General features: G+C 60.9%; 22 protein-coding genes. 10 read left to right on the top strand and 12 right to left on the bottom strand.

The genetic code is table 11. From position 1 onward, the window contains the following. Positions 1-56 precede the first annotated feature (56 nt). From BFL40_RS23230 to fecA, 3 genes are all read left to right on the top strand, one after another. Complete coding sequence (locus tag BFL40_RS23230) at positions 57-545, top strand: sigma-70 family RNA polymerase sigma factor (RefSeq protein WP_071486117.1); 489 nt, start codon at positions 57-59, stop codon at positions 543-545. Continuing rightward, the gene (locus tag BFL40_RS23225; RefSeq protein WP_071486116.1) at positions 542-1,483 is read left to right on the top strand and encodes a FecR domain-containing protein; all 942 of its coding nucleotides are present in this window, start codon (positions 542-544) and stop codon (positions 1,481-1,483) included. Before BFL40_RS23230 ends, BFL40_RS23225 begins: the two co-directional genes overlap by 4 nt. Before the next feature lie 91 nt (positions 1,484-1,574). Then, entirely contained in the window at positions 1,575-3,911 is a 2,337-nt protein-coding gene (gene fecA / locus BFL40_RS23220) for a TonB-dependent Fe(3+) dicitrate receptor FecA (protein WP_071486115.1), read from the top strand. Here the strand turns inward: fecA and BFL40_RS23215 are convergent. After that, the gene (locus BFL40_RS23215) at positions 3,908-4,780 is read right to left on the bottom strand and encodes a LysR family transcriptional regulator (RefSeq protein ID WP_071486114.1); all 873 of its coding nucleotides are present in this window, start codon (positions 4,778-4,780) and stop codon (positions 3,908-3,910) included. The genes fecA and BFL40_RS23215 overlap by 4 nt on opposite strands. A gap of 104 nt (positions 4,781-4,884) precedes the next feature. Here BFL40_RS23215 and BFL40_RS23210 point away from each other — a divergent pair, with 104 nt between their 5' ends. Then, positions 4,885-6,396 carry an MFS transporter gene (locus tag BFL40_RS23210; RefSeq protein WP_071486113.1) on the top strand — a complete coding sequence of 504 codons (1,512 nt, stop codon included), beginning with the start codon at positions 4,885-4,887 and terminating at the stop codon, positions 6,394-6,396. 55 nt (positions 6,397-6,451) lie between these two features. Here BFL40_RS23210 and BFL40_RS23205 read toward each other — a convergent pair whose 3' ends face one another. Continuing rightward, positions 6,452-6,862, bottom strand: coding sequence for an HPF/RaiA family ribosome-associated protein (locus tag BFL40_RS23205; protein WP_071486112.1), 411 nt, complete (start codon positions 6,860-6,862; stop codon positions 6,452-6,454). A 214-nt stretch (positions 6,863-7,076) separates the two neighbouring features. Next, positions 7,077-8,024, bottom strand: coding sequence for a LysR substrate-binding domain-containing protein (locus tag BFL40_RS23200; RefSeq protein ID WP_071486111.1), 948 nt, complete (start codon positions 8,022-8,024; stop codon positions 7,077-7,079). Positions 8,025-8,161: 137 nt separating this feature from the next. Between BFL40_RS23200 and BFL40_RS23195 the strand changes: the two genes are divergently transcribed. The 3 genes from BFL40_RS23195 (at position 8,162) to BFL40_RS23185 (ending at position 11,423) form a co-directional block, all read left to right on the top strand. Next, the gene (locus tag BFL40_RS23195; protein WP_071486110.1) at positions 8,162-9,538 is read left to right on the top strand and encodes an L-serine ammonia-lyase; all 1,377 of its coding nucleotides are present in this window, start codon (positions 8,162-8,164) and stop codon (positions 9,536-9,538) included. 62 nt (positions 9,539-9,600) lie between these two features. Continuing rightward, complete coding sequence (locus tag BFL40_RS23190; RefSeq protein WP_071486109.1) at positions 9,601-10,887, top strand: serine/threonine transporter; 1,287 nt, start codon at positions 9,601-9,603, stop codon at positions 10,885-10,887. A gap of 218 nt (positions 10,888-11,105) precedes the next feature. Next, entirely contained in the window at positions 11,106-11,423 is a 318-nt protein-coding gene (locus BFL40_RS23185; RefSeq protein ID WP_071486108.1) for a DUF3509 domain-containing protein, read from the top strand. On the opposite strand, the gene BFL40_RS23180 is transcribed toward BFL40_RS23185, so the two are convergent. Continuing rightward, entirely contained in the window at positions 11,420-11,908 is a 489-nt protein-coding gene (locus tag BFL40_RS23180; RefSeq protein WP_071486107.1) for a phosphate-starvation-inducible protein PsiE, read from the bottom strand. The two genes, BFL40_RS23185 and BFL40_RS23180, sit on opposite strands and share 4 nt — an antisense overlap. Before the next feature lie 248 nt (positions 11,909-12,156). Between BFL40_RS23180 and BFL40_RS23175 the strand changes: the two genes are divergently transcribed. Next, positions 12,157-12,417, top strand: coding sequence for a YebG family protein (locus BFL40_RS23175; protein ID WP_012722374.1), 261 nt, complete (start codon positions 12,157-12,159; stop codon positions 12,415-12,417). A gap of 55 nt (positions 12,418-12,472) precedes the next feature. Here BFL40_RS23175 and BFL40_RS23170 read toward each other — a convergent pair whose 3' ends face one another. Further along, positions 12,473-13,492 carry a Leu/Phe/Val dehydrogenase gene (locus tag BFL40_RS23170; RefSeq protein WP_071486106.1) on the bottom strand — a complete coding sequence of 340 codons (1,020 nt, stop codon included), beginning with the start codon at positions 13,490-13,492 and terminating at the stop codon, positions 12,473-12,475. Positions 13,493-13,679: 187 nt separating this feature from the next. Here BFL40_RS23170 and BFL40_RS23165 point away from each other — a divergent pair, with 187 nt between their 5' ends. Beyond that, positions 13,680-14,483, top strand: a complete 804-nt coding sequence (locus BFL40_RS23165; protein WP_071486105.1) for a SirB1 family protein — start codon at positions 13,680-13,682, stop codon at positions 14,481-14,483. Here BFL40_RS23165 and BFL40_RS23160 read toward each other — a convergent pair. From BFL40_RS23160 to hmgA, 4 genes are read right to left on the bottom strand one after another with little or no spacing between them, the layout of a single operon-like run. Next, a complete protein-coding gene (locus BFL40_RS23160; RefSeq protein ID WP_071486104.1) occupies positions 14,480-15,847 on the bottom strand; it encodes an MFS transporter in 1,368 nt (455 codons plus the stop codon). The two genes, BFL40_RS23165 and BFL40_RS23160, sit on opposite strands and share 4 nt — an antisense overlap. A gap of 56 nt (positions 15,848-15,903) precedes the next feature. After that, positions 15,904-16,539 (bottom strand): maleylacetoacetate isomerase, encoded by a 636-nt coding sequence (gene maiA, locus BFL40_RS23155; RefSeq protein ID WP_071486103.1) that lies wholly within the window; start codon positions 16,537-16,539, stop codon positions 15,904-15,906. A gap of 12 nt (positions 16,540-16,551) precedes the next feature. After that, positions 16,552-17,838, bottom strand: coding sequence for a fumarylacetoacetase (fahA, locus tag BFL40_RS23150; protein WP_071486102.1), 1,287 nt, complete (start codon positions 17,836-17,838; stop codon positions 16,552-16,554). Positions 17,839-17,841: 3 nt separating this feature from the next. Then, positions 17,842-19,125 (bottom strand): homogentisate 1,2-dioxygenase, encoded by a 1,284-nt coding sequence (hmgA, locus tag BFL40_RS23145; protein WP_071486101.1) that lies wholly within the window; start codon positions 19,123-19,125, stop codon positions 17,842-17,844. A gap of 120 nt (positions 19,126-19,245) precedes the next feature. Here hmgA and BFL40_RS23140 point away from each other — a divergent pair, with 120 nt between their 5' ends. After that, positions 19,246-20,025: an IclR family transcriptional regulator gene (locus BFL40_RS23140; RefSeq protein ID WP_071486100.1), complete on the top strand. Its 780-nt coding sequence runs from the start codon at positions 19,246-19,248 to the stop codon at positions 20,023-20,025. A gap of 1 nt (position 20,026) precedes the next feature. Here BFL40_RS23140 and dacB read toward each other — a convergent pair whose 3' ends face one another. The 3 genes from dacB to BFL40_RS23125 are packed head-to-tail and all read right to left on the bottom strand — an operon-like array spanning position 20,027 to position 24,993. Continuing rightward, positions 20,027-21,484, bottom strand: a complete 1,458-nt coding sequence (gene dacB, locus BFL40_RS23135; RefSeq protein ID WP_071486099.1) for a D-alanyl-D-alanine carboxypeptidase/D-alanyl-D-alanine endopeptidase — start codon at positions 21,482-21,484, stop codon at positions 20,027-20,029. Positions 21,485-21,538: 54 nt separating this feature from the next. Beyond that, complete coding sequence (locus BFL40_RS23130) at positions 21,539-22,579, bottom strand: YncE family protein (protein WP_071486098.1); 1,041 nt, start codon at positions 22,577-22,579, stop codon at positions 21,539-21,541. Next, the gene (locus BFL40_RS23125; protein ID WP_071486097.1) at positions 22,579-24,993 is read right to left on the bottom strand and encodes a TonB-dependent siderophore receptor; all 2,415 of its coding nucleotides are present in this window, start codon (positions 24,991-24,993) and stop codon (positions 22,579-22,581) included. The genes BFL40_RS23130 and BFL40_RS23125 overlap by 1 nt, the downstream gene beginning before the upstream one ends. Positions 24,994-25,020 lie beyond the last annotated feature (27 nt).

The raw sequence follows: 25,020 nt of genomic DNA, 5'->3' as shown, positions 1-25,020 counted from the left end.
TACAATGCGAACAATTCTTGTTCTCTAAAGTATGCCAATACTGTGGAGTGATCGCGTTGCAGCCGTCCAACACTGTCGAAGTCTTGTACCACGACCATCACCACTGGCTTACCGGCTGGTTGCGACGCAAACTCGGCTGCCCGGAAAGCGCGGCCGATCTGGCCCAGGACACATTCATTCGCGTGCTCACCGCACGGGAAACCCCGACGCTGATCGAACCTCGCGCCTTCCTCACCACCGTCGCAAAGCGCGTGCTGTTCAACTTCTACCGTCGACAGGACCTGGAACGCGCCTACCTCGAGGCCTTGGCGCAAATGCCCGAACACGTGGCTCCGTCGGAAGAAGAACGCGCAATCATCCTGCAAACCTTATTAGAACTGGACCAACTGCTGGATGGCCTGCCCGCCCCTGTCAAACGCGCCTTCCTGCTGGCCCAGCTCGACGGCCTGACCTACGAGCAAATCGGCGCCGAACTGGGCATCTCCATCGCCACGGTCAAACGCCACCTGAACAAAGCGGCCATGCGCTGCTACTTTGCCCTATGAACTTCTCAACCCAAGTCGCCGAACAAGCCGTGCACTGGCTGATGGAAATGCAGCAAGGCGCGCTCAACCCGCGTAAACAAGCAGCTTGGCAGCAATGGCTGGATGCCCACAGCGAACATCAACGGGCGTGGGACCAGATCCAGAGCGTCAACCAGCGCCTGCGCGGCATGCCCTCGCCTCTGGCGCATGCCGCGCTGAACGCACCGAAATCCAGCAGCCGGCGTCAGGCTTTGAAGTTGCTGTTGATCCTCGGTGCCGGTTCCGCCGCAGCCTGGGGTTTACGCCAGCAACATGTTTTGCCGCCTCTGACCGCCGACTACCGCAGCCCCGTCGGCCAGCGGCGCAAAGTGCAACTGGCTGATGGCAGCCAGTTGCAGCTCAACACCGGCAGCGCGGTGGACGTACATTTCGATGGCCGGCAGCGCTTGATCCGCCTGCTTGAAGGCGAAATCCTGCTGACCGCCCGCGCGGGCAATGCACCACTGAAGGTACTCACTGGCCAAGGCCTGCTCAGCAGCCAGGCAGCGCGACTCAACGTGCGCCAGTTCAACGACCACACCCAACTGGCGGTACTCGAGGGCCACGTCGACGTGATGCCCAACAGCTACAACGGCCTGCCGCTGGCCGTCGAGGCTGGGCGCCAGGTCAATTTCACCCGCAAAGGCTGGGACACCCCGCGCGCCAACGATGCCAACAGCGGCGCCTGGGCCGACGGCATGCTGGTGGCCGCGCATATGCGCCTGGAAGACTTCCTCGCCGAACTGGGCCGCTACCGTCGTGGCCAGCTCAATTGCGACCCGCAAGTGGCCAACCTGTTGCTGTCCGGCAGTTACCCGCTGGACGACAGCGAACGCATTCTCGACCTGCTGGAAGTCAGCCTGCCAGTCAAAGTGCGGCGTTTTACCCGCTACTGGGTGACCGTTCAGGCACGCGCCTGAATTATTTTTAGAAAACCATGAGCCGTTTTCCACACCTCGCGTGACAGAGAAGGAAAGCCACCTTGATCCTACCTTCTCAGGACCGCCCTTCATGCCCCAGCAACCGACACTTCTCGCCCGCACTATGCGCCAACTCCTTCTCGGCGCCAGCCTCAGCTTTACCGTGCTCCCGCAGGTGATGGCCGCTGATGCCAAGCCCTATCACATCGCCCCCGCGTCACTGGAAGCAGCCCTGAATCAATTTGGCCGCGAATCCGGCGTGCTGATTTCCTTCGGATCCGAAGTAACGGCGGGCATGCAGAGCCGTGGTTTGTCGGGCAATTACAGCGCCGCCGAGGGCCTGCAAAAACTCCTGGAAGGCACCGGCCTGCAAGCCCGCGCCGAGGGTGACAACGCCTACAGCCTGCAACCGGCCAACGCCCCCGCCACCCTCGAACTGCAGACCTCCAACGTGGTCGGCGACTGGCTCGGCGATGCGGCGCAAACCAACGTATTCGAACACCCCGGTGCACGTGACGTCATCCGCCGCGAAGAATTCGAACGCCAGGGCGCGACCCAAGCTCGCGACGTGCTCAACCGCATTCCCGGCGTCAACGCCCCGGACAACAACGGCACCGGCAGCCACGACATGGCGCTGAACTTCGGCATTCGTGGCCTCAACCCGCGCCTGGCATCGCGTTCCACGGTACTGATGGACGGTATCCCGGTACCTTTCGCGCCTTATGGCCAACCGCAGCTGTCGTTCGCGCCAATCAGCATGGGCAACATGGACGCGGTGGACGTGGTACGCGGCGGCGGCGCGGTACGTTATGGCCCGCAAAACGTCGGCGGCATCGTCAACTTCGTGACCCGCGCGATCCCGGACGCGCCGACGGTCAAAGGTGGCTTGCAGACCGAGACCAGCCCGTCTTCCAGCCACGACGGTTTCAAAACCACCGGCAACCTGCTGGCCGGCGGCACTGCCGACAACGGCTTGGGCGGCGCGATCCTGTACTCCGGCACCCGTGGTGGCGACTGGCGTGAAAACAGCAACACACACATCGACGACCTGATCCTGAAAGGCAAATATCAGCTCGACGACGCCAACAGCTTCAACGCCATGGCGCAGTACTACGAGGGCCAGGCTGATATGCCGGGCGGCTTGAACGTCAAGGACTACAAGGCCGACCCGTACCAGTCCACCCGCCCCTACGACAAATTCTGGGGCCGCCGTACGATGTTCAACGCCGGTTACCGCTACCAGGAAGACCGCCGCGAATTCACCGCCAACACCTTCTTCACCACCACGTTGCGCAATGGTTACCTGGACCAGGGCAGCTTCCTTTCGCTGTCGCCTCGCGAGTACTGGGTGCGCGGCCTCGAAACCCGCTTCGCCCAAGGCTTCGACCTCGGCCCGACCAGCCATGAAGTGGGCGTCGGCTACCGCTATATCAATGAAGCCGGGCATGAGTTGCGCTACCGCACGCCGATCGCCGCCAATCAGCAACTGCCCACCACCAACAGCCGCAACGACCGCGACACCCGAGGCGCCACCGAAGCCAATGCGTTTTTCGTCGATGACCGCATCGATATCGGCAAGTGGACCATCACCCCGGGCGTACGCTACGAGATGATCGAGTCCCAGCAGACCAACAACCTGACAGGCGTCAAATACAAAGGCGACTACAACACCGCGCTGCCGGCGTTGAACGTGCTCTACCACCTGACCGAAGACTGGAACCTCTACGCCAACACCGAAGGCTCGTTCGGCAGCGTGCAGTACAGCCAGATGCCGAACCGCGTGACCAGCGGCGAAGTGAAACCGGAAAAAGCCCGCACCTGGGAACTCGGCACGCGCTATGACAACGGCAGCCTGCGTGCGGAAATCGGTGCGTTCCTGATCAACTTCGACAACCAGTACGACAGCAACCAGACCAACGACTCGGTGATTGCCCGCGGCGAAACGCGCCACCAGGGCATCGAGTCGAGCATCAACTACGCGCTCGATGGTTTGAGCCCGGCACTGGCAGGTTTTGATGTGTACGCCACCTACGCCTACGTCGATGCAACCATCCGCGAAGACGGCCCGAACAAAGGCAACCGCGTGCCCTTCTCGTCCAAGCACAAAGGTACCCTTGGCGTCGGCTACACCGAAGGCCGCTGGAAACTCAACCTAGACAGCAGCTACCAAAGCAGCCAGTTCGCCGACAACGCCAATACCCAGGCGGAAAGTGCCGACGGCAGCAACGGGCGCATCCCAGGCTACATGCTGTTCAGCAGCCGCGCGGCCTATGACTTCGGCCCGCAACTGTCGGATTTGAACGTGGCGGTCGGCGTGAAGAACATCTTCAACAAGCAGTACTACACGCGCTCATTCGACGATAACAACAAGGGCAAATACGTCGGCGAGCCGCGCACCCTGTACGTGCAGACCTCCATCGCGTTCTAACTGCCTGCCAGGCAACTGGGGGTGGCCGCGACCAACGCGTCGATTGCGCAGCGTGTCTTGGCGGGCATATGCGAGGCGGTTGGCCAAATGACATGGATCGGCGAAGGCTGGTCGCGGTAGCTCGGCAGTACCACTTCCAGTTGTCCACGCAACACGTAGTGCGCAATCAGCCAACTCGGCAACCAGGCCAGGCCCACGCCCGCGATGGCGGCATCGGCCACGGCCTGGAGGTCGTCCAGCATCAGGAGTGATTTCACACCCGAGCGATGCGAGGTATTGCAGCGGTAGGCTATGCCTCGGTGACCGACCAAGTCATCGATGCATTCAATCCGTCCGACACGTTGCAAGTACCCCGGCGAAGCGGCCAGCCCCACGGATTGCTCACCCAAGCGGCGTGCGCTCAGGCGGTCTGTGTCGGGTAGCGGGCCAATGCGCACCGCGACGTCGAAGCCTTCCTGCACCAGGTCCACCAGCCGGTCAGAAAAAGAAATCTCGATCTCCAATTCCGGATAACGGTCCATCAGCCCCCATAGCGCAGGCGCCGCATAGTGGTGACCAAAGGCCAACGGCAAGCTGGCTCTTAACCGTCCGCGCGGCTGTTGCCGGCCACTCTCCAGCACCGATTCGGCGGCTTCAAGCTCCGCCAGCGCACGCAAACAATGCTCGTAGTAAGCCTGCCCGTCTTCGGTCAAACGCTGACGGCGGGTGGAGCGCTGCAACAGGCACGTCCCCAGGCGGGCCTCCAGTCGCGCCAACCCTTTGCCCACGGCGGAGCGCGTAAGGTTCAGACGCTCGGCGGCTTCAGTCAGATTGCCGCTCTCTACGATTTGCAGAAAGAGTTCAACGCCATCAAAACGCGGAGTGGCCATGATTGGATTGTCGCCCTTGATTCCCTTATCAGCGGAAAACTTATCACAAATAAAGAACCAGATTCCCCTGAGAATAGCTCGGTCCCCATCAACAGGAGAATCCCATGCCACCCGTCGCCACGTTATCGGCCGTCAGCCCCCCGCGTACCGCCAGGAATGGCCTCGCCCTCACCGCCGTGTGCCTGGTGGCGCTGATGTTCGGCCTGGAAATTTCCAGCGTGCCCGTCATCCTGCCCACCCTCGAGCTGCAACTGGGCACCGGCTTCCAGGATGCCCAATGGATCATGAATGCCTACACCCTGGCCTGCACCAGCGTGTTGATGGCGGCAGGCACACTGGCCGATCGCTTCGGCCGTCGGCGCATGCTGGTGTTGTGTTTGTGGCTGTTCGGACTGGCCTCGTTGGCGTGTGGGTTGGCAAACGATGCCTCTACACTGATCGCCGCACGTTTCGTCCAGGGCGTGGGCGCCGGGGCGATGATGATCTGCCAGTTCGCGATTCTTTCGCACCAGTTCCGTGAACCGGCCGCCCGTGCGCGTGCCTTCGCCGTATGGGGCGTGATCGCGGGTGTGGGCCTGGGTTTCGGGCCGATGGTGGGGGCGTTGATTCTGGCAGTAGCAGACTGGCGCTGGGTGTTCCTGGTACATGTGCCACTCACCCTGCTCACCTTGGTGTTGCTGCGCATCAGCGTGCAGGAATCCCGCGACCCGGCCGGCCATCGTCTCGACATCGCGGGCATGCTCACCTTGACCCTGTCGGTGTTCGCGCTGGTGTACTTCATCACCCAAGGCACCGAGAACGGCTTTAGCACACCGGCCATGCTGGGTTGGGCAGGTTTGTCGCTGGCAGGGCTGCTGCTGTTCATCTTTATTGAGCGACGCAGCGCACACCCGATGTTCGATTTCTCGGTGTTCCTCATCCAGCGTTTCAATGGCGCGCTGATGGGCTCGATCGGCATGAACTTCAGCTTCTGGCCATTCATGATCTATCTGCCGCTCTACTTCCAGGCGGGCCTGGGCTACGACACGATGACCACCGGCGGCGCGTTGCTCGCCTACACCCTACCCACCTTGCTGGTCCCGCCGCTGGCCGAGCGTCTGGCTCTGCGCTATGGCGCCGAACGCATCATTCCTGTGGGCCTGGGCTTGATGGGCGCGGGCTTTATGGCGATGGCCGTAGCCAATGCTGCCCAGTATCCGAGCATCATTTGGGTACTTATCAGTTGTGCGATCGCCGGTGTGGGATTGGCGCTGACCAACTCGCCGACCACCAACACCACCACCGGCTCAGTCTCGGCTGACCGCGCGGGCATGGCCTCGGGCATCGACCTCAGCGCGCGGCTGATCACCCTGGCGCTCAACATCGCGCTGATGGGCCTGGTGCTGTTGCTCGGGATCAGCCACCACCTCGCAAGCCTGCTGCCCGAAACCACGGCATTGGATTGGCCGGCCATCAGCCAGAACATTGCAGTGGGCAAACTGGACGTAGCGGGAATGACCCTCACCGACACCCAGGCAGCACTGCGTCACGGCGCCGGTTGGGCCATGCTGTTTGCGGGTTTGGGCGCTTGTGGGTTGGCGATGTTGAGCGGGTATTTCTTCCGGCGCGGCCAGTAAACGAAAACGGGCCTGCATCTGCAGGCCCGTTTTAAGGTGGAAAGTGAAAAAACGGTTAGCCGTTAATGACAGCGTTTTCGTTTTCCAGGAATTCCTCTTCAAGCGCGTGTTCATCCACTTTGTTGGCCGGCAGGTTTTTCCCGGCAGCGCGTGGCTTGCCTTGCAGTCGGCCAAACAAATGTTCCAACGCATGATCCAGCTTGGTGGCGGCCCCGTCGATCGCCTGTTCCAGGGTATCGGCCTTATGCAGCACCGAGAGCGGTTGATGGCCCTTTGGCCGCGCTTCCAGGCGGCAACTCAAATCATGTGGGCCCGGCTTGTCGCCGTTCTCATCTTTCAGATAGACCTCGACGCGTGTCAGGTCCTCTTCATAACGTTCAAGCGTGCTCTCAATGGTGGTACGTACCCACTCCTCCAGTCGGATGCTGCTTTCAATATGGTTATCGCTATTGACTTGGATTTGCATAGTTTTTCCCTTATTTCAGCTAGCTCGCGAGAGGTCACAACTGCAACACCGATGCGGTGAAACCATGACCTCTTGATGACACAATTGAGCAGTCAGAGAAACAATTCAAGCCCTTTGCAAAGATAAATCCCACATTACAAATTAAGTCTGACTACGAGCAAAAACGCTGTTAGGGTGGGGAGTTAGTTACATCTTCTTACCCCCCCCGCGATCCTCATAATTGCCCCTCTCCCAACGGGTGCAATCCGCGAAAAATCCCTGCTTCCTCCACCAGCCAGTCATGCACCGCCCGCACACCCGGATGGCTCAGCGCGCCCGGCGCATACAGCAACACGTAGCGTTTGTGGTTGGGCACGGCGAGGCCGAACGGTACGATCAAGGTGCCGCGTTCCAGCTCATCGTTGAGCAGCGTACGCCGGGCGATGGCCACGCCCATGCCGGCGATGGCGGCTTCGATGGTCAGGTGGTTGCGGTTGAAGGTGTGGCCACGCCGCACGTCGGCATCGTGGTAGCCGATGGCATTCAGGTAAAACTCCCACTCGGCGTATTCATAACTTCCACGCCAAGCGGTGATGTCGTGCAGCAGGGGGAAATGCATCAGATCTGCCGGGCCATGCAACGGCGGTCGACCGCGCAGCAGGCTGGGGGCGCAGACCGGAAATATCTGCTCGTCCAACAAGGCTGTGGATAACAGGCCGGGGTAGCTGCCGTCATTCAAATCGATAGCCAGGTCGAAGTCGCCTTCGTGCAAGGCGATGCTGCTGTCTTCAGCCACCATGCGCAGTTGGATATCCGGAAAGCGCTGCTGCAAACGCGGCAAGCGCGGGGTCAGCCACTTGCCGAGAAACGACGGGATCGAGCGCAGGCGCAAGGTGCCGCTGATCATGCCCGCGTCCAACCGCTGCAATTCCGCATCGATGCTGCCATAAGCCTCCCCCACCGTCGCCGCCAACCGCTGCCCCTCGGCACTGAGTTCTACCCCACGTGCGCGCCGATGAAACAGTCGAAACCCTAGACGCTCTTCCAATTGGCGAATCTGCTGGCTCACCGCCCCCGGCGTGATGTGCAGTTCTTCGGCGCAGCGGGTGAATGACAGATGCCGCGCGGCGCAGGAAAAAACGTGCAACCAGACGTAGGTCTGGCCATGAAGATGGCGGCTCATAGAGTTTAGTCCTGCTAAAGGGTGTCTTAGGATAATTCGTTGGTCAGTGCCGATCCAGAGGATCAGTATCGCGCCAATTCCGCTCGTCCTACAAAACATGGCAGCGATTTCTACTCCATTGCTTGTAAGGCTTTAGCATGGCTATCAGTGTTTTCGATCTATTCAAGGTGGGCATTGGTCCGTCCAGCTCCCACACCGTCGGCCCGATGCGGGCGGCAGCGACCTTTGCTCAAGCACTGATCGACCAGCATTTGCTGAGCGACACCCGCCGCGTTGAAGTGCGTCTATACGGCTCGCTGTCCGCCACCGGCGTCGGTCATGCCACCGACCGCGCCTGCGTAATGGGCCTGATGGGCGAATGGCCGGACCAAGTCGACCCCACGTCGATCAACGCGCGTATCCAACAATTGCGCGAGTCCGGTCAGCTGTTGCTCGCAGGCAAGCAGAAAGTTTCCTTCAACTGGCACACAGACCTCCTGCTGCTGGACGAAAGCCTGCCCTACCACCCCAACGCCATGTCCCTGCACGCCTATGGCGAAAACGGCCTGCTGAGCGAACAAACCTATTACTCGGTGGGCGGTGGTTTCATCATCGAAGCCGCTGAGGCTGAGTCGGGTATCGCGCCGACCAGCGACGTGGAATTGCCCTACGACTTTTCCAGCGCCGTCGAGCTGCTGGCCCTGTGCAACAAGCACGGCCTGCGGGTTTCCGAACTGATGATGGCCAACGAACGCGCCTGGCGCAGCGACGAAGAAATCCGCAACGGCTTGCTGCATATCTGGTCGGTGATGCGCGAGTGCGTGGAGCAAGGCCTGCGCGATGAAGGCATCTTGCCAGGTGGTTTGGATGTGCCGCGCCGCGCCGCTAAATTGCACCGTAGCCTGTTGGAAATCGGCAAGCCGAATGTGATTACGTCGACCTTGTCGGCGATGGAATGGGTCAACCTGTTCGCCCTCGCCGTCAACGAAGAAAACGCCGCCGGTGGACGCATGGTCACCGCGCCGACCAATGGCGCGGCAGGGATCATCCCCGCAGTGCTGCACTACTACATGAAATTCAACGCCGATGCGTCCGACGACGACGTGGTCAATTTCTTCCTTGCCGCTGCCGCTGTCGGCATCCTGTGCAAGAAAAACGCCTCAATCTCCGGCGCCGAAGTCGGCTGTCAGGGCGAAGTCGGCTCGGCCTGCGCCATGGCTGCCGCCGGCTTGGCCGATATCCTCGGCGCAACGCCTGAGCAATTGGAAAACGCCGCCGAAATTGGCCTGGAACACAACTTGGGCCTGACCTGCGATCCAGTCGGCGGTTTGGTGCAAGTGCCGTGCATCGAGCGCAACGCCATCGCCGCCGTCAAGGCGATCAACGCCACGCAAATGGCCTTGCGCGGTGACGGTAAGCACTTCATTTCCCTCGACCGGGTGATCCGCACCATGCGCGATACAGGCGCCGACATGCATGACAAATACAAAGAAACTTCACGGGGCGGCCTGGCGGTCAGCTGGGTGGAGTGCTGATCGGAGCACTTCTACCCGCCCCATACGTGAGCCCGCGCAAAAATAATAACGAGGCAATAACGATGACCGATGTACGTACACCTGCTGCCGAAAATTCTGCCGTAACAAACACCGTTACAACCGGCTGGACCAAACACGACACCACCTGGATGCTCGGCCTCTACGGCACAGCGATCGGCGCGGGTACTTTGTTCCTGCCGATCAACGCCGGTGTCGGCGGTTTCTGGCCGCTGATCGTGCTGGCGCTGCTGGCTTTCCCGATGACCTTCTTCGCCCACCGTGGGCTGACGCGCTTCGTGCTGTCAGGCAAATCCGGCGACATCACCGAAGTGGTCGAAGAGCACTTCGGCGTCGGCGCGGGCAAGCTGATCACCCTGCTGTATTTTTTTGCAATCTTCCCGATCCTGCTGGTGTACAGCGTGGCGCTGACCAACACCCTGAGCAGTTTCATGGAACACCAACTGCACATGGCACCGCCGCCTCGGGCGATCCTGTCCTTGCTGCTCATTCTTGGCCTGATGGCTATTGTGCGTTGCGGCCAGGGCGTAATCGTCAAGGCCATGAGCGTGCTGGTGTACCCGTTCGTCGCCGCCCTGCTGTTGCTGGCCGTGAGTCTGGTCCCGAACTGGAACGGTGCGTTCTTTGCCTCCGCCGCTGATGGCATGCCCCTGCCACTGTTCTTCAAGACCCTGTGGCTGGCGATCCCGGTGATGGTGTTTTCCTTCAACCACTCGCCAATCATCTCTGCGTTCGCCGTCGACCAGAAACGCGTGTACGGCGCCCAAGCCGAGCGCAAAAGCAGCGGCATCCTGGCCACGGCCCACGGCATGATGGTGCTGACCGTGATGTTCTTCTGCTTCAGCTGCGTGCTGGCCCTGTCGCCGGCTGATTTGGCGGCTGCCAAGGCGCAGAACATTTCAATCCTGTCGTACCTGGCCAACCACTTCCAGACCCCGGTGATCGCCTACGCCGCGCCGTTGATCGCGCTGGTGGCCATTACCAAATCCTTCCTTGGCCACTACATCGGCGCCAGCGAAGGCTTCCAAGGGCTGATCGTCAAATCCCTGCGCGGTCGCAACCGCTCGATGTCGTCCAAGTGGCTGGAACGTAGCACCGCGCTATTCATGGTGTTGACCTGCTGGGCCGTGGCTACCTTCAACCCAAGCATCCTGGGCATGATCGAAACCATGGGCGGGCCGATCATCGCGTGCCTGCTGTTCCTGATGCCGATGTACGCCATCCGCCGCGTGCCATCTCTGCGCCAGTATTCGGGGCAGGTGTCCAACGTGTTTGTGGTGGTGATCGGGCTGATTGCGCTGTCTGCGATCGTTTTTTCCGTGCTGCCCTGAAACAGGTCACCCAACAAAAAGGCGAACCTCGGTTCGCCTTTTTTTCGCCTGCAATATCGAGCTGGCGCCGTCTACGGCACGCCCTTTGCTGTACAGCTCTTGAGGGAAACGGACCTTGTGAAAACCTCAGCGAGTGAATGGCCGGTGGTCAGGAAACGCGAACTAATCCCGACGCCGGTCGTCAATGACTGCATGTTCTTATCAGGCGGTAACGCACCATGGACAATCCTTTTCAGATCATCACCGACACCTTCACGCCCAAATACCGCGTCAATTTGAGTATCCAACGGCTGGACGGCAGCATCATGCTCACCCTGTCAAACGAGGGTGGCGTGGTGGCCAAGCGCATGATCAGCGCCGAGCAACGCAACGACCCGCAACGGCTTAAACGCCTGGTACAAAGTATTCAGTTCGGCATCGCCATTGAGCAGGGCCACAGCGCCATGGAGATCCTGGCGGTGATGACGGACGGGGATAGTCACAAATTGTTGCAACGGCCACCCAACCACCCCCTGCCCTTCAGCGTCGGGCTTTAAAGCTCGCCCTTTTCGGTTTCCTGGCTCGCCTGCCCCTTACGACGCGGGCCTTCGATCTTCACCGACGGGAACGCCGACGAGGCGTAGCGCACCACCAGAATCGAGAACGCCAACAGCAGAATCCCGCCGCACAGGTAGATGATGCCGATGTCCGGCGGGTTGTGGTGCGACACGTTGGAGATCAGCAGACGCGTCAACGCAGTGATCGCCACGTAGATCAGGAAACGCACCGGCATGTGGTTGGTCTTGAAATAAATCCCGACCATCGCACCCAACTCCAGGTAGATGAACAGCAGCAAGATGTCATCGATCTTGATATGCCCATTCTCCAGCATCCCCAGAAATTCCATCACCGCCGCCCAGGCGGTCACCGCACCAATGGCGAACAACGCCAGGTAGTGGAACGTCTCGACAAACAGATTGCCCAGGGATTCGGCTAGCCCGTGTACATTCTGGCGCAGCTTTTCAGCCCAGTTGATTTTCACGATGATGCTTCCTTAGGTCGATTCGACCGGATAATACGGGATGGACATGACGGCTGCTCTGCATGCAGAAAAAAGGCCAGCGGCCGGTATAAGATGATGGCGGCGTGATATGAGGCACTCCAAACCTGTTTTTACGGGCTACATTAAAAAGCTGCTACCCAAACCCTGCGGTTTGGCTTATCCTTTTTGCTGTATATAAATACAGTAGTCGCAAAAGACAACTATCGTGAAGGCATGTGAGGTGGTGAATGGCCGTCGAAGTGGTATACCGCAGCAGCCGAGATCTGGAGCGTTTGTTCATGGATAAAGCCGAAGCTGACCGTCATGACAAGATGCTTGAACTCGCTGAGTTGCTGGCAGAAGTGTTGCAAAAAGCCGTGCCGTCCTTGAGCGAGCAGCAGGTGGAAGAAGCCGGGATCTACATGGCGAAAAACCGCGATGTATTTGCCAAGGCGTTCAAGAGCCAGCCGGACGCGTTGTCCGAGTTGCTGAACGCTCCGGCGGAGTAAAGCCCGAATTGAACAGGCCCTGAATCATCGATTCAGGGCCTTTTTAATGCCTGGCTTATTGGTACAGCAGGCGTTCGGCCAACTCATCCGCAACGCGTGCGGGTGAGCGTTTTTCGGCTTGAGCGTGGGCGAAGATTTCCGTGAGGCGCGTGCCGATGTTCGACAGGTGAGCGGTGATGTCGGGAAGGTCTGCGCCGCCGTGTTTGAGGGCAACGTAGATCAAGCCACCAGAGTTGATCACGTAGTCCGGGGCGTAGAGGATGCCGCGTCCCTCCAACTGGTCGGCTATGTCCAGATTGGTCAGTTGTGTGCTGGCGGAGCCGGCTACCGCCGCGCAACGCAGTTGGCCGACGCTGACCCGGTTGAATACGGACCCAAGACCGCAGGGTGCGAGGATGTCGCAGGGGGTGCTGAGCAGGGCGTCGTTGGCGATGGGATGGGCGCCGAGCTGCTCCATCGCCAGTTGCACCTTGCCATGGTCGATATCGCTGACCAACAGTTCGGCGCCCGCCGCATGCAGTTGTTCGGCCAGGGCGTAACCGACATTGCCCAAGCCTTGGACCGCTACCCGCAGGCCTTCGAGGTTGTCGCTGCCCAAGCGGGCCATGGCTGTGGTACGGATGCCGGTGAACACGCCCATGGCGGCATGGGGCGAGGGGTCGCCGGCGGCGGTGGTGCTGGTGACGAAGCGGGTGTGTTGGGCGATGCAATCCATGTCGGCGACCGAGGTGCCGCTGTCGATCGCGGTGATGAAGCGGCCGTCGAGTTTTTCGATGCAACGGCCAAACGCCTCAAACAGCGCCGCACGACTTTCCACATGCACGGGGCGGATGATCACCGCTGTGCCGCCGCCCACCGGCAGGCCGGCCAGGGCGGCTTTGTAGCTCATGCCTTGGGCCAGGCGCGCGGCATCGGCCACGGCACTTTCATCGTCGGGGTAAGAGAGATAACGACAGCCGCCCAAGGCAGGGCCCAGGCGGCTGTTGTGAATGGCTATGATCGCCTTCAGCCCGGTCACCGGGTCGACGCTCAGGTGCAGCGATTCAAGGCGGGTGCTGTGCATGAGAGCAAACATCGTCAAGCTCCCGAATCACTTCTGGTAGAGGCCCAAGTATAGGCTTGCGGCAAAAAAATGCCGAAGCACGCTGGAATAAGCCGCCCGATTTCCCGGACCCTGCGACATAAGCAGGCAGGATATTTCTCAAGTCACTGGACGAAAATCTACAGCAAGGATAAAACGAGAGCATCCGCCGGAGAACGCAATGAATCCCCGCAAAGCCTTTTTCGCCTGCCTGGACCGCTCACCCACAGCGCTATTTGAAGCCGCGCTGTGGATTGCCGCAGAGCACGACCCGACCGTACAGCCGCTGGTGATCCTGCAAGACCTGGCATTGCTGCAACAACAGGTCGGCGTGGGCATGCCCATGCTGCCGGCGGATGAACTTGGCCAACCCTTGCTACGGCGCATGAATGACCTGGGGTTTGCCCAGGACGATTTCACCCCGCTGCGTCCCGCCGCGGCCCTGCTGGACAAGGTATTGCAGCGCAAACGCGGGCAGCCCTTGGCCATGGGGCTGATCGCGCTTGAGATGGCGCGGCGGTTGAATATTCCCATGGTAGGTGTGAACTTCCCGGGCCATTTCCTGCTACGGGTGCCCGGTGCCGACCACCTGCTGGACCCCTGCGGCGGTCGACGCCTGTACCCCAATGACTGCCGCGAGCTATTGCACCGTCAGTACGGGCCGAATCTCAAGTTGCAGGCCGACCACCTGCACACCGCCGAACCCCGCTCGATTCTGCAACGGCTGTCACGCAACCTGCGCCAACTGCACCTCTCCAACGACGCCCCGCTGGACGCCCTGATCGACGCAGAACGCGTGCTGGAATTGGGCAATGCCAGCGCCGCCGACTACCTGGCACGCGCCAGTTTGTACCAACGCCTGGATTGCCCGAGCGCTGAGCGCTTTGACCTGGAACACGCCTTGTTGCTCAGCGAGGACCCGATCCAGCGCCTGCGCCTGACCGAGCGGCTGGGGCATCTGCCGCCCAACTCGGTAGTGCACTAAGACTGTGGCGCCTTAAGAATATCGCCATGCAGTGGCCCCTTCGGTGCAATGGCCCCAGGCGAGCGCACCTGAATGATCAACAGCGCCGCAATCACCGCCGGAATCGCGCAGAAGAAGAAAATCTGCTGCACCGGAATATGCATTGCCAGCAGCATGCTGCCAAACAACGGCCCCAGGATTGACCCAAACCGCCCCACGCCCAATGCCCAGCCGGTGCCAGTCGCTCGTACGTGCGCAGGGTAAAAGTTGCTGGCGAACGCGTTGAGCGTCAGTTGACCACCGATGATGCAGAACCCAGCGGCAAACACGCTGGCTACCAGATAGCGCGGATTGTCATGGTTCAGGCCCAGCAGGATGGTGCACACCGCAGCCGCCGCCAGCACGCCGGACAGCAACCGCACTTTGCTTTTCAGACGGTCGGCGAACCAGGCCATGCCAATGGCGCCCAAAGTGCCGGCGAACAGGAACATTGAGGTCACCAGATTGGCTTCCTTCAGCGCCAGCCCGCTTTCCAGTAGCAGCGACGGCAGCCAGCTGATCATGAAATACAGCAGGATCAGGCTGACAAAAAAGGTCGCCCAAATCAGCACGGTCGGGCGCGCGTAGCCGTTACGGAACAGCTCTACCACCGTCAGTTTGCTGCCCTGTTCCTGGAGGTTCTCTGCCTCATTCGCCTCTGGCGGTTGCCAGGTCGGCAGCATGCGCGCTGTGACCTTTTGCAGCCGTGTATACGGCGGCGCATCACGCAGCAGACGCGGCAAGGATTCCGGCAACAGCCAAAACAGAAAGGGGAACAGCAACAACGGGGTCACACCACCCGCCAGGAATACCGCCTGCCAACCGTAGCCTTCGATAAACCCTGCCGCCACAAACCCACCCGCTGCACCGCCGAATGAGAAGCCGCATGCGGCCAAGGTCACCATCAAAGTGCGCATTCGGGGTGGGGAATATTCCGACATCAACGCCATGGCGCTCGGCATCGCGCCGCCCATGCCGATGCCGCAGATAAACCGCGCGGCCATCAGCGTGGTCAGCGAATTAGCAAACACCATCAGCACCGTGAGACTGGCGTAGATCAGCACGCAGCCCAACAGGATACGTCGCACACCAAACCGATCCGCCAGCGGCGTTACCAACAGCGAGCCCAACGTCAGCCCCAGCAGGTTGGCACTGAACACTGGACCGAACGCGGCTTTTTCCAGGCCCCAATCCTTGGCCAGCGCCGGCACTACATAACCCAGCACCTGGGCATCGTAGCCATCGGTTACCAGCAGCAGCGCCAGCAACAGGAGAATCAACCACTGATAGCGCGACACCGGACGGGCGTCGAGTGCCGCGCGAAAGCTGGCAATCTGATTGTGCATCGCAAGGTACCTATTATTTTTATAAGGGTGACGCCGATCAACATGTGGGAGCTGGCTTAGGGTGTATCCGGCTGATTGGCGGGGTGGGCCTTGATAAATGCCGGATGCTGCGCCGCCAGCGCCGCCACTCGCGCAATGCGGGGATAGGCCGCCAACGGCACCTTGAAGCGCTCCGCCGCATACAGCTGAGGAATCAAGAATGCATCGGCCATCCCCGGCTGCTCACCAAAGCAGAAGCCTTTATCGCCAATCAACTGCTCCACCGCACTTAATCCCTGGCTGATCCAGTGGCCGATCCACTCCAGCAATTGCGCCTCATCATGCCCCCATTGCCGTAGCAGGTTCTGGGTGCTGGAATTGTGCAACGGATGAATATCGCAGCCGATGATCGACGCCACCGCACGCTCATGGGCGCGGGTCGCCAAGTCCTTGGAAAGCAGCGGCACCTGTGGATAACGTTCTTCCAGGTACTCGATGATCGCGGGCGACTGAATCAACAACTCACCCTCATCCGTACGCAACGCCGGTACCCGACCTTGTGGGTTGATCGCCAGGTATTCCGGCTGGCGATTGGCACCGCCCGGCGGCACCAGCAGGTTGACCGGCACTGCCGTGAAGTCCAAACCCTTGAGCGCCAGGGCGATACGCACCCGGTATGACGAGGTGGAGCGGTAATAGGTATAGAGTTCCATCGCCCTGCCCTCTTAGCGCGCCGCGACCACAGTGCCACGGCATTCGCCGAAGCCGATGGAAGCAAACCCTTCACGGTTGCAACGGGCGCGCAGGATGATTTCGTCGCCGTCTTCGAGGAACTTGCGTACCTCGCCAGAGGCCAGTTCAATCGGCTTTTTACCGCCTTCGGTGATTTCCAGCAGGCTGCCGAATTGCCCCGCTTGCGGCCCCGACAAAGTGCCCGAACCAAACAGGTCACCGGCCTGTAACTGGCAACCGTTGACACTGTGGTGCGCAACCATTTGCGCCACGGTCCAGTACATGTGCTGGGTGTTGCTCAGCGTCAGGCGATGGGCCGTCAGGTTTTGTTCGCGCATCGAAACGGTGGTCAGCAGCACTTCCAATTCGATATCAAAGCCGCCAGCGGCCTGATCACGTTTATCCAACAGATACGGCAGCGGTTGCGGGTCACCCTCGGGCCGTGCCGGTTGCGCTTTGCGGAAAGGCTCCAGCGCTTCGGCCGTCACCACCCATGGAGAGATGCTGGTGATAAAGCTCTTGGACAGAAACGGCCCCAACGGCTGGTATTCCCAAGCCTGAATATCGCGCGCCGACCAGTCGTTGAGCAGGCAGAAGCCGGCGATATGTTCGGCTGCGTCGCCAATGGCAATCGAGTCGCCCATGACATTGCCCTGGCCGATCCAGATGCCCAGTTCCAACTCATAGTCCAGGCGTGCACACGGGCCAAAGGTCGGCTCGGTTTGACCGGCCGGCAGCGTCTGGCCTTTAGGGCGACGAACATCGGTGCCCGACGGGCGAATGGTCGACGCGCGGCCGTGATAACCAATCGGCACGTACTTGTAGTTCGGCAGCAAGGGGTTATCCGGGCGGAACAGTTTGCCGACGTTTTGCGCGTGTTCGATGCCGACGTAGAAGTCGGTGTAGTCATTGATCTTTGCCGGCAAGTGCATCTGGCAATCGGCGGCAAGGTGCAGAACCTGCGCCTCACGCGTTTGCAGCGGGCTGCCTTCAGCGAGCAATTCGAGCAGGCGCTCGCGCAGGGCAACGCGCGGGCCACGGCCCAGTTCGAAAAACGCATTCAACTGGCCGCCAGCGGTCGCTTCAACGGCACGTCGGGCTTGGCCTTCAAAGGCGTCCAGTGCGGCGTGCAGGTCGAGGATCGAGTCGCCAATCGCCACGCCGCTGCGCGGTGCCGAGCCCTTGATGCTGAACACGCCCAATGGCAGGTTTTGCAGAGGGAAGTCCGCGTGACCGTTGGCGGAGGCCACCCAGCTGCGGGTAAGCGTTGGTTGAGTCATGGGTTATCTCCGGTTCGGGTTGAAGGTGGCGGGCAGCGAGGCCCAGCACGCGTCGTAAGTGTTTTGCAGCTGCGGGCATTCCAGGGCGAATTGGGTCGGGCGCAGCACTTGGCTGGTCTCGAACATAAAGGCCATGGTGTTATCGATCTTGTGCGGCGCCAGCTCCACGTTGATCGCCTTGGTGCAGGTCTCGCCGTCCGGGCCGTGGGCGCTCATGCAGCTGTGCAGCGACGCGCCGCCGGGCAGGAAGCCTTCGGCCTTGGCATCGTAGGCGCCCTGGATCAGCCCCATGTATTCGTTCATCAGGTTGCGGTGGAACCACGGCGGTCGGAAAGTGTTCTCGGCCACCATCCAACGCGGCGGGAAGATCACGAAGTCGAGGTTGGCCAAGCCGTGCACGCTGGTGGGCGAGGTCAATACGGTGAAGATCGACGGGTCCGGGTGATCAAAACTCACCGTGCCGATGGTGTTGAAACGGCGCAAGTCGTATTTGTACGGCACGTTATTGCCGTGCCAGGCGACGACGTTCAGCGGCGAATGGTCGAGTTCGCAGGCCCACAGTTCGCCGAGGAATTTCTGCACCAGCGTTGTCGGTTGCTTGAGGTCTTCATAGTGGGCGACCGGCGTGAGGAAATCGCGCGGGTTGGCCAGGCCGTTGCTGCCGATGGGCCCCAGGTCCGGCAGGCGCAGCGGGGCGCCGTGGTTTTCAGCGACGTAGCCGCGCGCCTGGGCATCCAGCAGTTCCACGCGAAACTTAAGGCCGCGTGGCAGCACGACGATTTCCAGCGGTTCAACGTCCAACACACCCAGTTCGGTGGCGATGCGCAGGCGGCCCTGCTCGGGAACGATCAACAGTTCGCCATCGGCGTTGAAGAACACCCGCTCCATCGACCGATTGGCGCGGTAGTTGTAGATGCTGATGCCAGCCGGTTTTTCCGACCCCGAATTGGCAACCATGCCCACTAGGCCATCGACAAAATCTGTCGACTCGCTGGGAATATCCAACGGGTTCCAGCGCAACCGATTCGGCGTCACCGCGCCCAGCGGACCACCGGCCAGTTGACGCTCCAGCTTGACGAACGCCGGGTGATTGGCCGAAGGCTGAATGCGGTACAGCCAGGTGCGACGGGCTTCGCTGCGCACCATGGTGAACGCGGTGCCGGAGAAGAGTTCGGTGTAGAGGCCGTAGGGCGCTTTTTGTGGCGAGTTCTGACCAACGGGCAGCGCGCCGGGCAGGGCTTCGCTGGCGAATTCATTGCCGAAGCCCGACAGGTATTCGAGGTTCATGGATCATCCTCAATGCGGAAGTTGTTTTTATCGTAATCCAGTTACGCATAACGTAATTTGATCACTATCGACCGTCAAGCTATAAAGACGCCCATTCATCTCTCGGATTCTCGCCCCTCCATGGAAAAGCCCCGCGACACCGGTAAACAGAAAGTCCGCTCGGCCGAAGTGGGCACCGATATCCTCAAGGCCCTGGCGGAACTGTCGCCGGCCACCTCGCTGTCACGCCTGGCCGAACATGTGCAAATGCCTGCGAGCAAGGTCCATCGCTATTTGCAGGCGTTGATCGCCTCAGGTTTTGCCGAGCAGAACACCGCCACCAATCACTATGGCCTAGGCCGCGAAGCCCTGCGCGTGGGCCTGGCCGCACTGGGCAGTATGGATGTGCTGAAAGTCGGCGCTATGCCCCTGGCGGAACTGCGCGACGAATTGAATGAAACCTGCTTCTTGGCGGTCTGGGGCAACCAGGGCGCAACCGTGGTGCATATCGAACCAGCGGTGCGTGCGGTGACGGTGGTGACACAATTGGGTTCGGTTTTGCCGCTGCTCAGCTCGTCCACCGGGCTGGTGTTCAGCGCTTATTTGCCGTCGCGGGAAACCGTGGAATTGCGTGAGCGGGAGATTCAGGCCGGTATTGCCCATGCTCTGGCCGACGATCAGGCCTACGCCACCGCGTGCGAAGAGATTCGCAAGCGTGGTCTGCACTTTGTGCATGGCCTGCTGATGCCGGGCGTGGATGCGTTGTCGGCGCCGGTGTTCAACGCGGTCGGGCAAGTGGCGGCGGTGATGACCGTGGTCGGCCCCACCTCACTGTTCCACGCCGACGAAGATGGCCCGGCGGCGCAGCACTTGCTGGCGGCGACCCGGGCCGTGAGTTGGCGGATGGGCTATCAGCCCTGAATCAATCGTCCCAGCCTGACAGGGCCACCGCCACGCGATTCTCCAAGGCCTTCACCTGCGCGCCGGCCACCACATAATTGTTGGTGATCATGGAGAACACCAACCGGTGCCCGCGAGCGTCGGTGATGTAGCCGCTCAATGAGGATACGCCGCCCATGGAACCGGTCTTGGCATGCAGGTTGTTTTCCGCCGGCGTTCCGCGCAAGCGATAGCGCAGGCTGCCGCCGGTCATGCGGTCGGTGTTGCCGGCAATCGGCAGCGCGTTGTACCAGGCGTTGAACCATGGCTGTTTACTCGAGGCCAACAACAGATCGGTGATGGCTTGCGACGACACCAGGTTAAGCCGCGACAGACCAGAACCGTCGACTTGGTTCAGCGCCGTCGTATCCAGCCCCTGGCGCTTGAGAAACCCGGCAACCGCCACCGCACCCGCCGCCGCCGTGCCACTGTTAGACGCCTTGCGACCCATGGCCTTGAGCAAGGCTTCAGACATGTTGTTGTTCGAAAGCTTGAGCAACGGCGTGATCAGTTCCTGCAACGGCGCCGATTGATGCTCGGCCAACACCGTCGCCGCAGCCGGACTTGCACCGCCGATGACTCGACGCCCCAGCACCGTGATCCCCTGTTGCGCCAACGCTTGCTCAAACAGGTTGGCCACCAACTGCGTCGGCTCCCAGACGCTGACCAATTGCTGGCTCTGCCTGCCCGGCGCAACGGCGCCGCTGAGTTGCAACAAGTTGGTGCCATGGCGGCGGTTGATCCCGTAGGTGTTGCCCGGCCCGCTGATGGCACGGTTGCTCAGTTGCAGGTAATCGGTGGGCGGGAATATCTCGACACTGACGGGCTGGCCGCCGCGCACCGGCGCCTTGGCCGTGACTAGAACGGTGCCCGCATCAAAATCCGTATTGGGTGACACGGTCAGCGCCGAGATCTGCGCGCCGTAGTAGGTGCTTTCATCATCATGGGACCAGTCGACACCCAGCCGCTCGGCATCGAACCACGTGTCGTCAAACACCAGATCGCCCTGTACTTGACGAATGCCCTGGCTGGCCAATTGCGCAGCCAGCGCCTGGTAGTCGGCGAACTGAATGGTCGGATCACCCAGGCCGCGCACATACAGATTGCCGGTCAAGCGCTCGCCTTGCCGCGTGCCGCTGCTCAACAGTTGCGTGGCGAAGCGGTATTGCGGGCCCAGCACATCCATCGCCGCCGCGGTGGTCAGCAACTTGAGATTGGAGGCGGGAACCAGCCGCGTGCGTGGGTTGTGTTGATAGAGCGTATTACCGCTGCGGGCATCGCGCACCATCAGCGAAACCGTGGCGCCGTGCAGCGCCGGTTCGGCGAGCAACTGGTCCAGGCTGTGCCCGGTCGCCGTCTTCGACGGTGTGGCGCAACCACCGAGCAACAAACCAAAGCCCAGCACCATAGCGCTGGTGTGAATCCATCGTCCCAACCGCATAAACCTGGCGTTCCTGAATCTACGAAAGTGCGCAGCTTGGGTAATTCACTGCGCTCAATCAAGTGCCAAGGTGGTGATGGAGAACGTACCGGCCTGAAACTGCGGGTCGGGCTTGGGCACGGTCGCGCTCGGTGCGGACTGCACAAAGTCCATGGCAGGCAGGTAAACCCGTTGGCGCTGGGGGTCGAACGCCATGTTGTAGGCCATCGGCAAGGTGCTGACGCTCGCCGCGACGGCGTAATGATCGGCATCCCGTTGGTCGATTACCATCAGGTTTGCATCCACGCCGCTGGGAATCAGTAGACGACGATGCTGCGCGTCATACGCCACGGCGTTGACGTCACGCCCGATCGGCAACTTCGCCTTGACCTCACCCGTTTCTCGATCCGCCACGATCAACAGCGGCGCATCACCTCGACACGCCACAAACAAGCGCTGGCGCTCAACATCCTGGGCCAATGCGCTGGGCTTGGGGCAGTCGGCAAACTGCCAGGTATCGAGCACGGCAAAGTTGCTGGCCGCATACCGCGCAACCTTGCCTTCATCGCGCATCGGCAGGAAGAAACTGCCGTCACCCTTGAGCAACAGCGGGTCGATTTTCTTTACCGCCAGTTCATGGGCGCCGGTGATGCATTCGGTTTTCGGGTCAAACTCAAACAGCGTCGAGCGGTCCGCACGGCGCCCGCTGACGATAATCACCTTACCGGTGGAAGGCTCGTACACCGCGCTGTTGAGGTTGCTTTGCGCCACCGCGATGCGCTTCAGCGGTTTGAGTGTGGATAACTGCACCACACCCAAACTGCCATCGGTATTGAGCACGAACACGCGGTCCAATCCGGGCACGAACACCACACCATTGGCGCCGTCGGATTGGGCCACGGTCTTGACGGCTTTCTGGTGCTGCACGTCAAACACCGTCAGGCCGTTTTCGCGGCGGGCCAGGAACAGGTAGGGGCGCGTCGGATCGAGGCCGACAAAGCCCCAGCTGTGGCCGGAACCGGGCAAGGTCACCCGGTGTTCGCGGTGGTAAACGGCATCATCTGCTGCCGCTGTAGTGGTGATGAAAAGGGCCAGGAGCCAGGCGTATTTTTTCATCAGAAGGTCAACGTACTGGAGACCGACACCTGCCGCGCATCGCCGATGGACACGAACTGCGTGTTCACCGAAGAGGTGTAGTAGGTGCGGTCGAACAGGTTCTTCACGTTGAGCTGGAACTTGACCTTCTGTCCATCGATCTTGGTGTCATAGGTGGCAAAGGCATCGGCGACGGTGTAGCTCGGCAGCTCGAAGCTGTTGGCCGCGTCCCCTGCCCGCTCGCCGACATAGCGCGCACCGGCACCGACCCGCAGTTGGTCACCGCCCAGGATGCTGCCGAAGTCGTACACCGCCGACAACGAGGCGGTGTTCTTCGCAACGTTTTGTAAGTCGTTACCTTTGTACTTACTGTCTTCAACCACCACCGCGTCGGTGTAGGCATAGCTGCCGATCAGGCTCCAGTTGTCGGTCAACTGGCCGCTGGCATCCAGTTCCAGGCCACGGGAGCGCACCTTGCCGGCCACGCTGTAGACCGAGGCCAGGCCGTCGCCCACCTGCACCAGAACGTTGCGTTTTTCGATATTGAACAACGCCGCACTGGCGGTGATGCGGCCCGGCATGTCGAACTTGCTGCCCAGTTCCCACGCCTTGGACTGCTCTGGCTCCAAGCTACCATCCAGCACGCTTTTATTGGCCAACGGCGCGATGGTGGAGTTGGGTTTGAACGACTCGGTGTAGCTGCCATAGAACGACAACTCGTCGTTGTAGCGGTACACCAGACCGGCACGCGGCACCCATTTTTGGCCGTTGCCATCGGTGTTGGCGGTGAACGGCACGCCTTTGCCGGCGTATTGGTCATACATCTGGTAGCGCGCACCGCCCACCAGAATCCACTGGTCGTTCAGGTGAATCGCGTCCTGGAAGAACAGCGAGTCGCTGCGTAGTTGGTCCATCTGGTTGCTGTCCGGAGCGCTGACGGTGCTGCCCGCGACTTCGTTGCCGTACACCGGGTTGTTGTAGTTGAAGGTGCCACGTGGCGACTGGCGAATCAGGTCAGCTCGGTAGATTTTGCGGTACTCATCGTCCAGGCCAAACACCAAGTCGTGCTGCATGCCAGCAACGTTGACCTTACCTTCGAGGCTGGTGGTGGCAAAGCGGTCGGTAGTCAGTGCACCTTGAGTACCATCCATGCTGCGGGTCAGGGTGCCGTTGGTATTGACCTTGACCACGCGCACCTGACTGGCATCGTAGGTCTCTCGGTTCCAGCTGTAGCCGAAGTGCGCTTTCCAGTCATCGTTCAAATCGTGGTCAACTTCAAGGCGGTACAGGTCGGAGCGGCCTTCCATGTTGTTGAACGGCTCATCCAGGCGACGGGTTGCAGGGATGTTCAGTGGGTGGTTGGTCTTGGGGTCGATGGCGGTGCCACGGTCGAACGGCGAAAGGAATTCGCGGTGTTCATAGGCGAACACCACCTTGGTGGTGTCGCCATACCAGGCCAGGGATGGCGCCACCAGCGTCTCGCGGTGGGTGCCGTAGTTACGCCAGTAGTCTTCGTCTTCATGGTCGACGATCAGCCGATAAGCCAGGCCGCTGTCGCCAATCGGGCCGGTGGTGTCGAGGTTGCCACCGCTGCCGTTTTTGCCGTCGCCAAAGGTCGAGCCACGTACGGTCAAAGAGGTGGACTGCACCAGCTCAGGCTTTTTGCTGACGATATTGACCACACCGCCCGGGTCCTGAATGCCATACAGCAACGACGACGGGCCCTTGAGCACTTCGACGCGCTCGGCCGTAGCGTTCAACGCACGGCCCTGCACCACCGGCATGCCGTCTTGCATGATCGAGCCGTTACGGTTGTCACCAAAACCGCGCAGCATCACTGCGTCCTGGGTGCTACCGAGGGTGTTGGCCTGGGTGATGCCGCTGATATTACCCAGGGCATCATCCAAATTGCGTGGCTGTTGATCGCGCAACACTTGGGCGGGCACCACGTTGACGGTTTGCGGGGTTTCTAGCAGCAGGGCTCGGGAGCGCATCACCGAGCTGGTGGGCGGCGGCTGATAGCTGGTGCTGTCCTGGGTTTGGCTGGCACCACTGATGGTGGTGGCGCCAAGGTTAACTGCGCCGTCGGTGGGCACCGGTTCAAGGGCCAAGGTGCGGGCGTCAATCTGGCGGAAGGTCAGGCGGGAGTTACCCAGCAGGCGTTGCAGGGCCTGGGTTGCGCTCATCTGCCCGCTGACCGCCGGGGCACTGAGGCCATAGGGCGCTTCGTCGGTGTAGATCACGCTGATCCCGGTGACCCGGCTGAAATCGCTCAGGGCCTGGGGCAGAGGTTTGGCTGCCAGGGCAAAGTTGAACTGGGTGCTTTGCTGCTCCTGCGCCTGCGCCACGCTCAGGGGCAGCAACGCCAGCCCCGACACCGCCAGTACCGAGGCACCCAACCACTGTTTAACCAAACCGCCCGCCGTCGACTTCATGCTGTGAGACCCGTGTAGAAAACGCTG

Origin of the sequence: Pseudomonas costantinii, from assembly GCF_001870435.1 — a bacterium.
GTDB classification, from domain to species: domain Bacteria; phylum Pseudomonadota; class Gammaproteobacteria; order Pseudomonadales; family Pseudomonadaceae; genus Aquipseudomonas; species Aquipseudomonas costantinii.
This window is presented reverse-complemented; position numbering and strand designations above follow the sequence as displayed.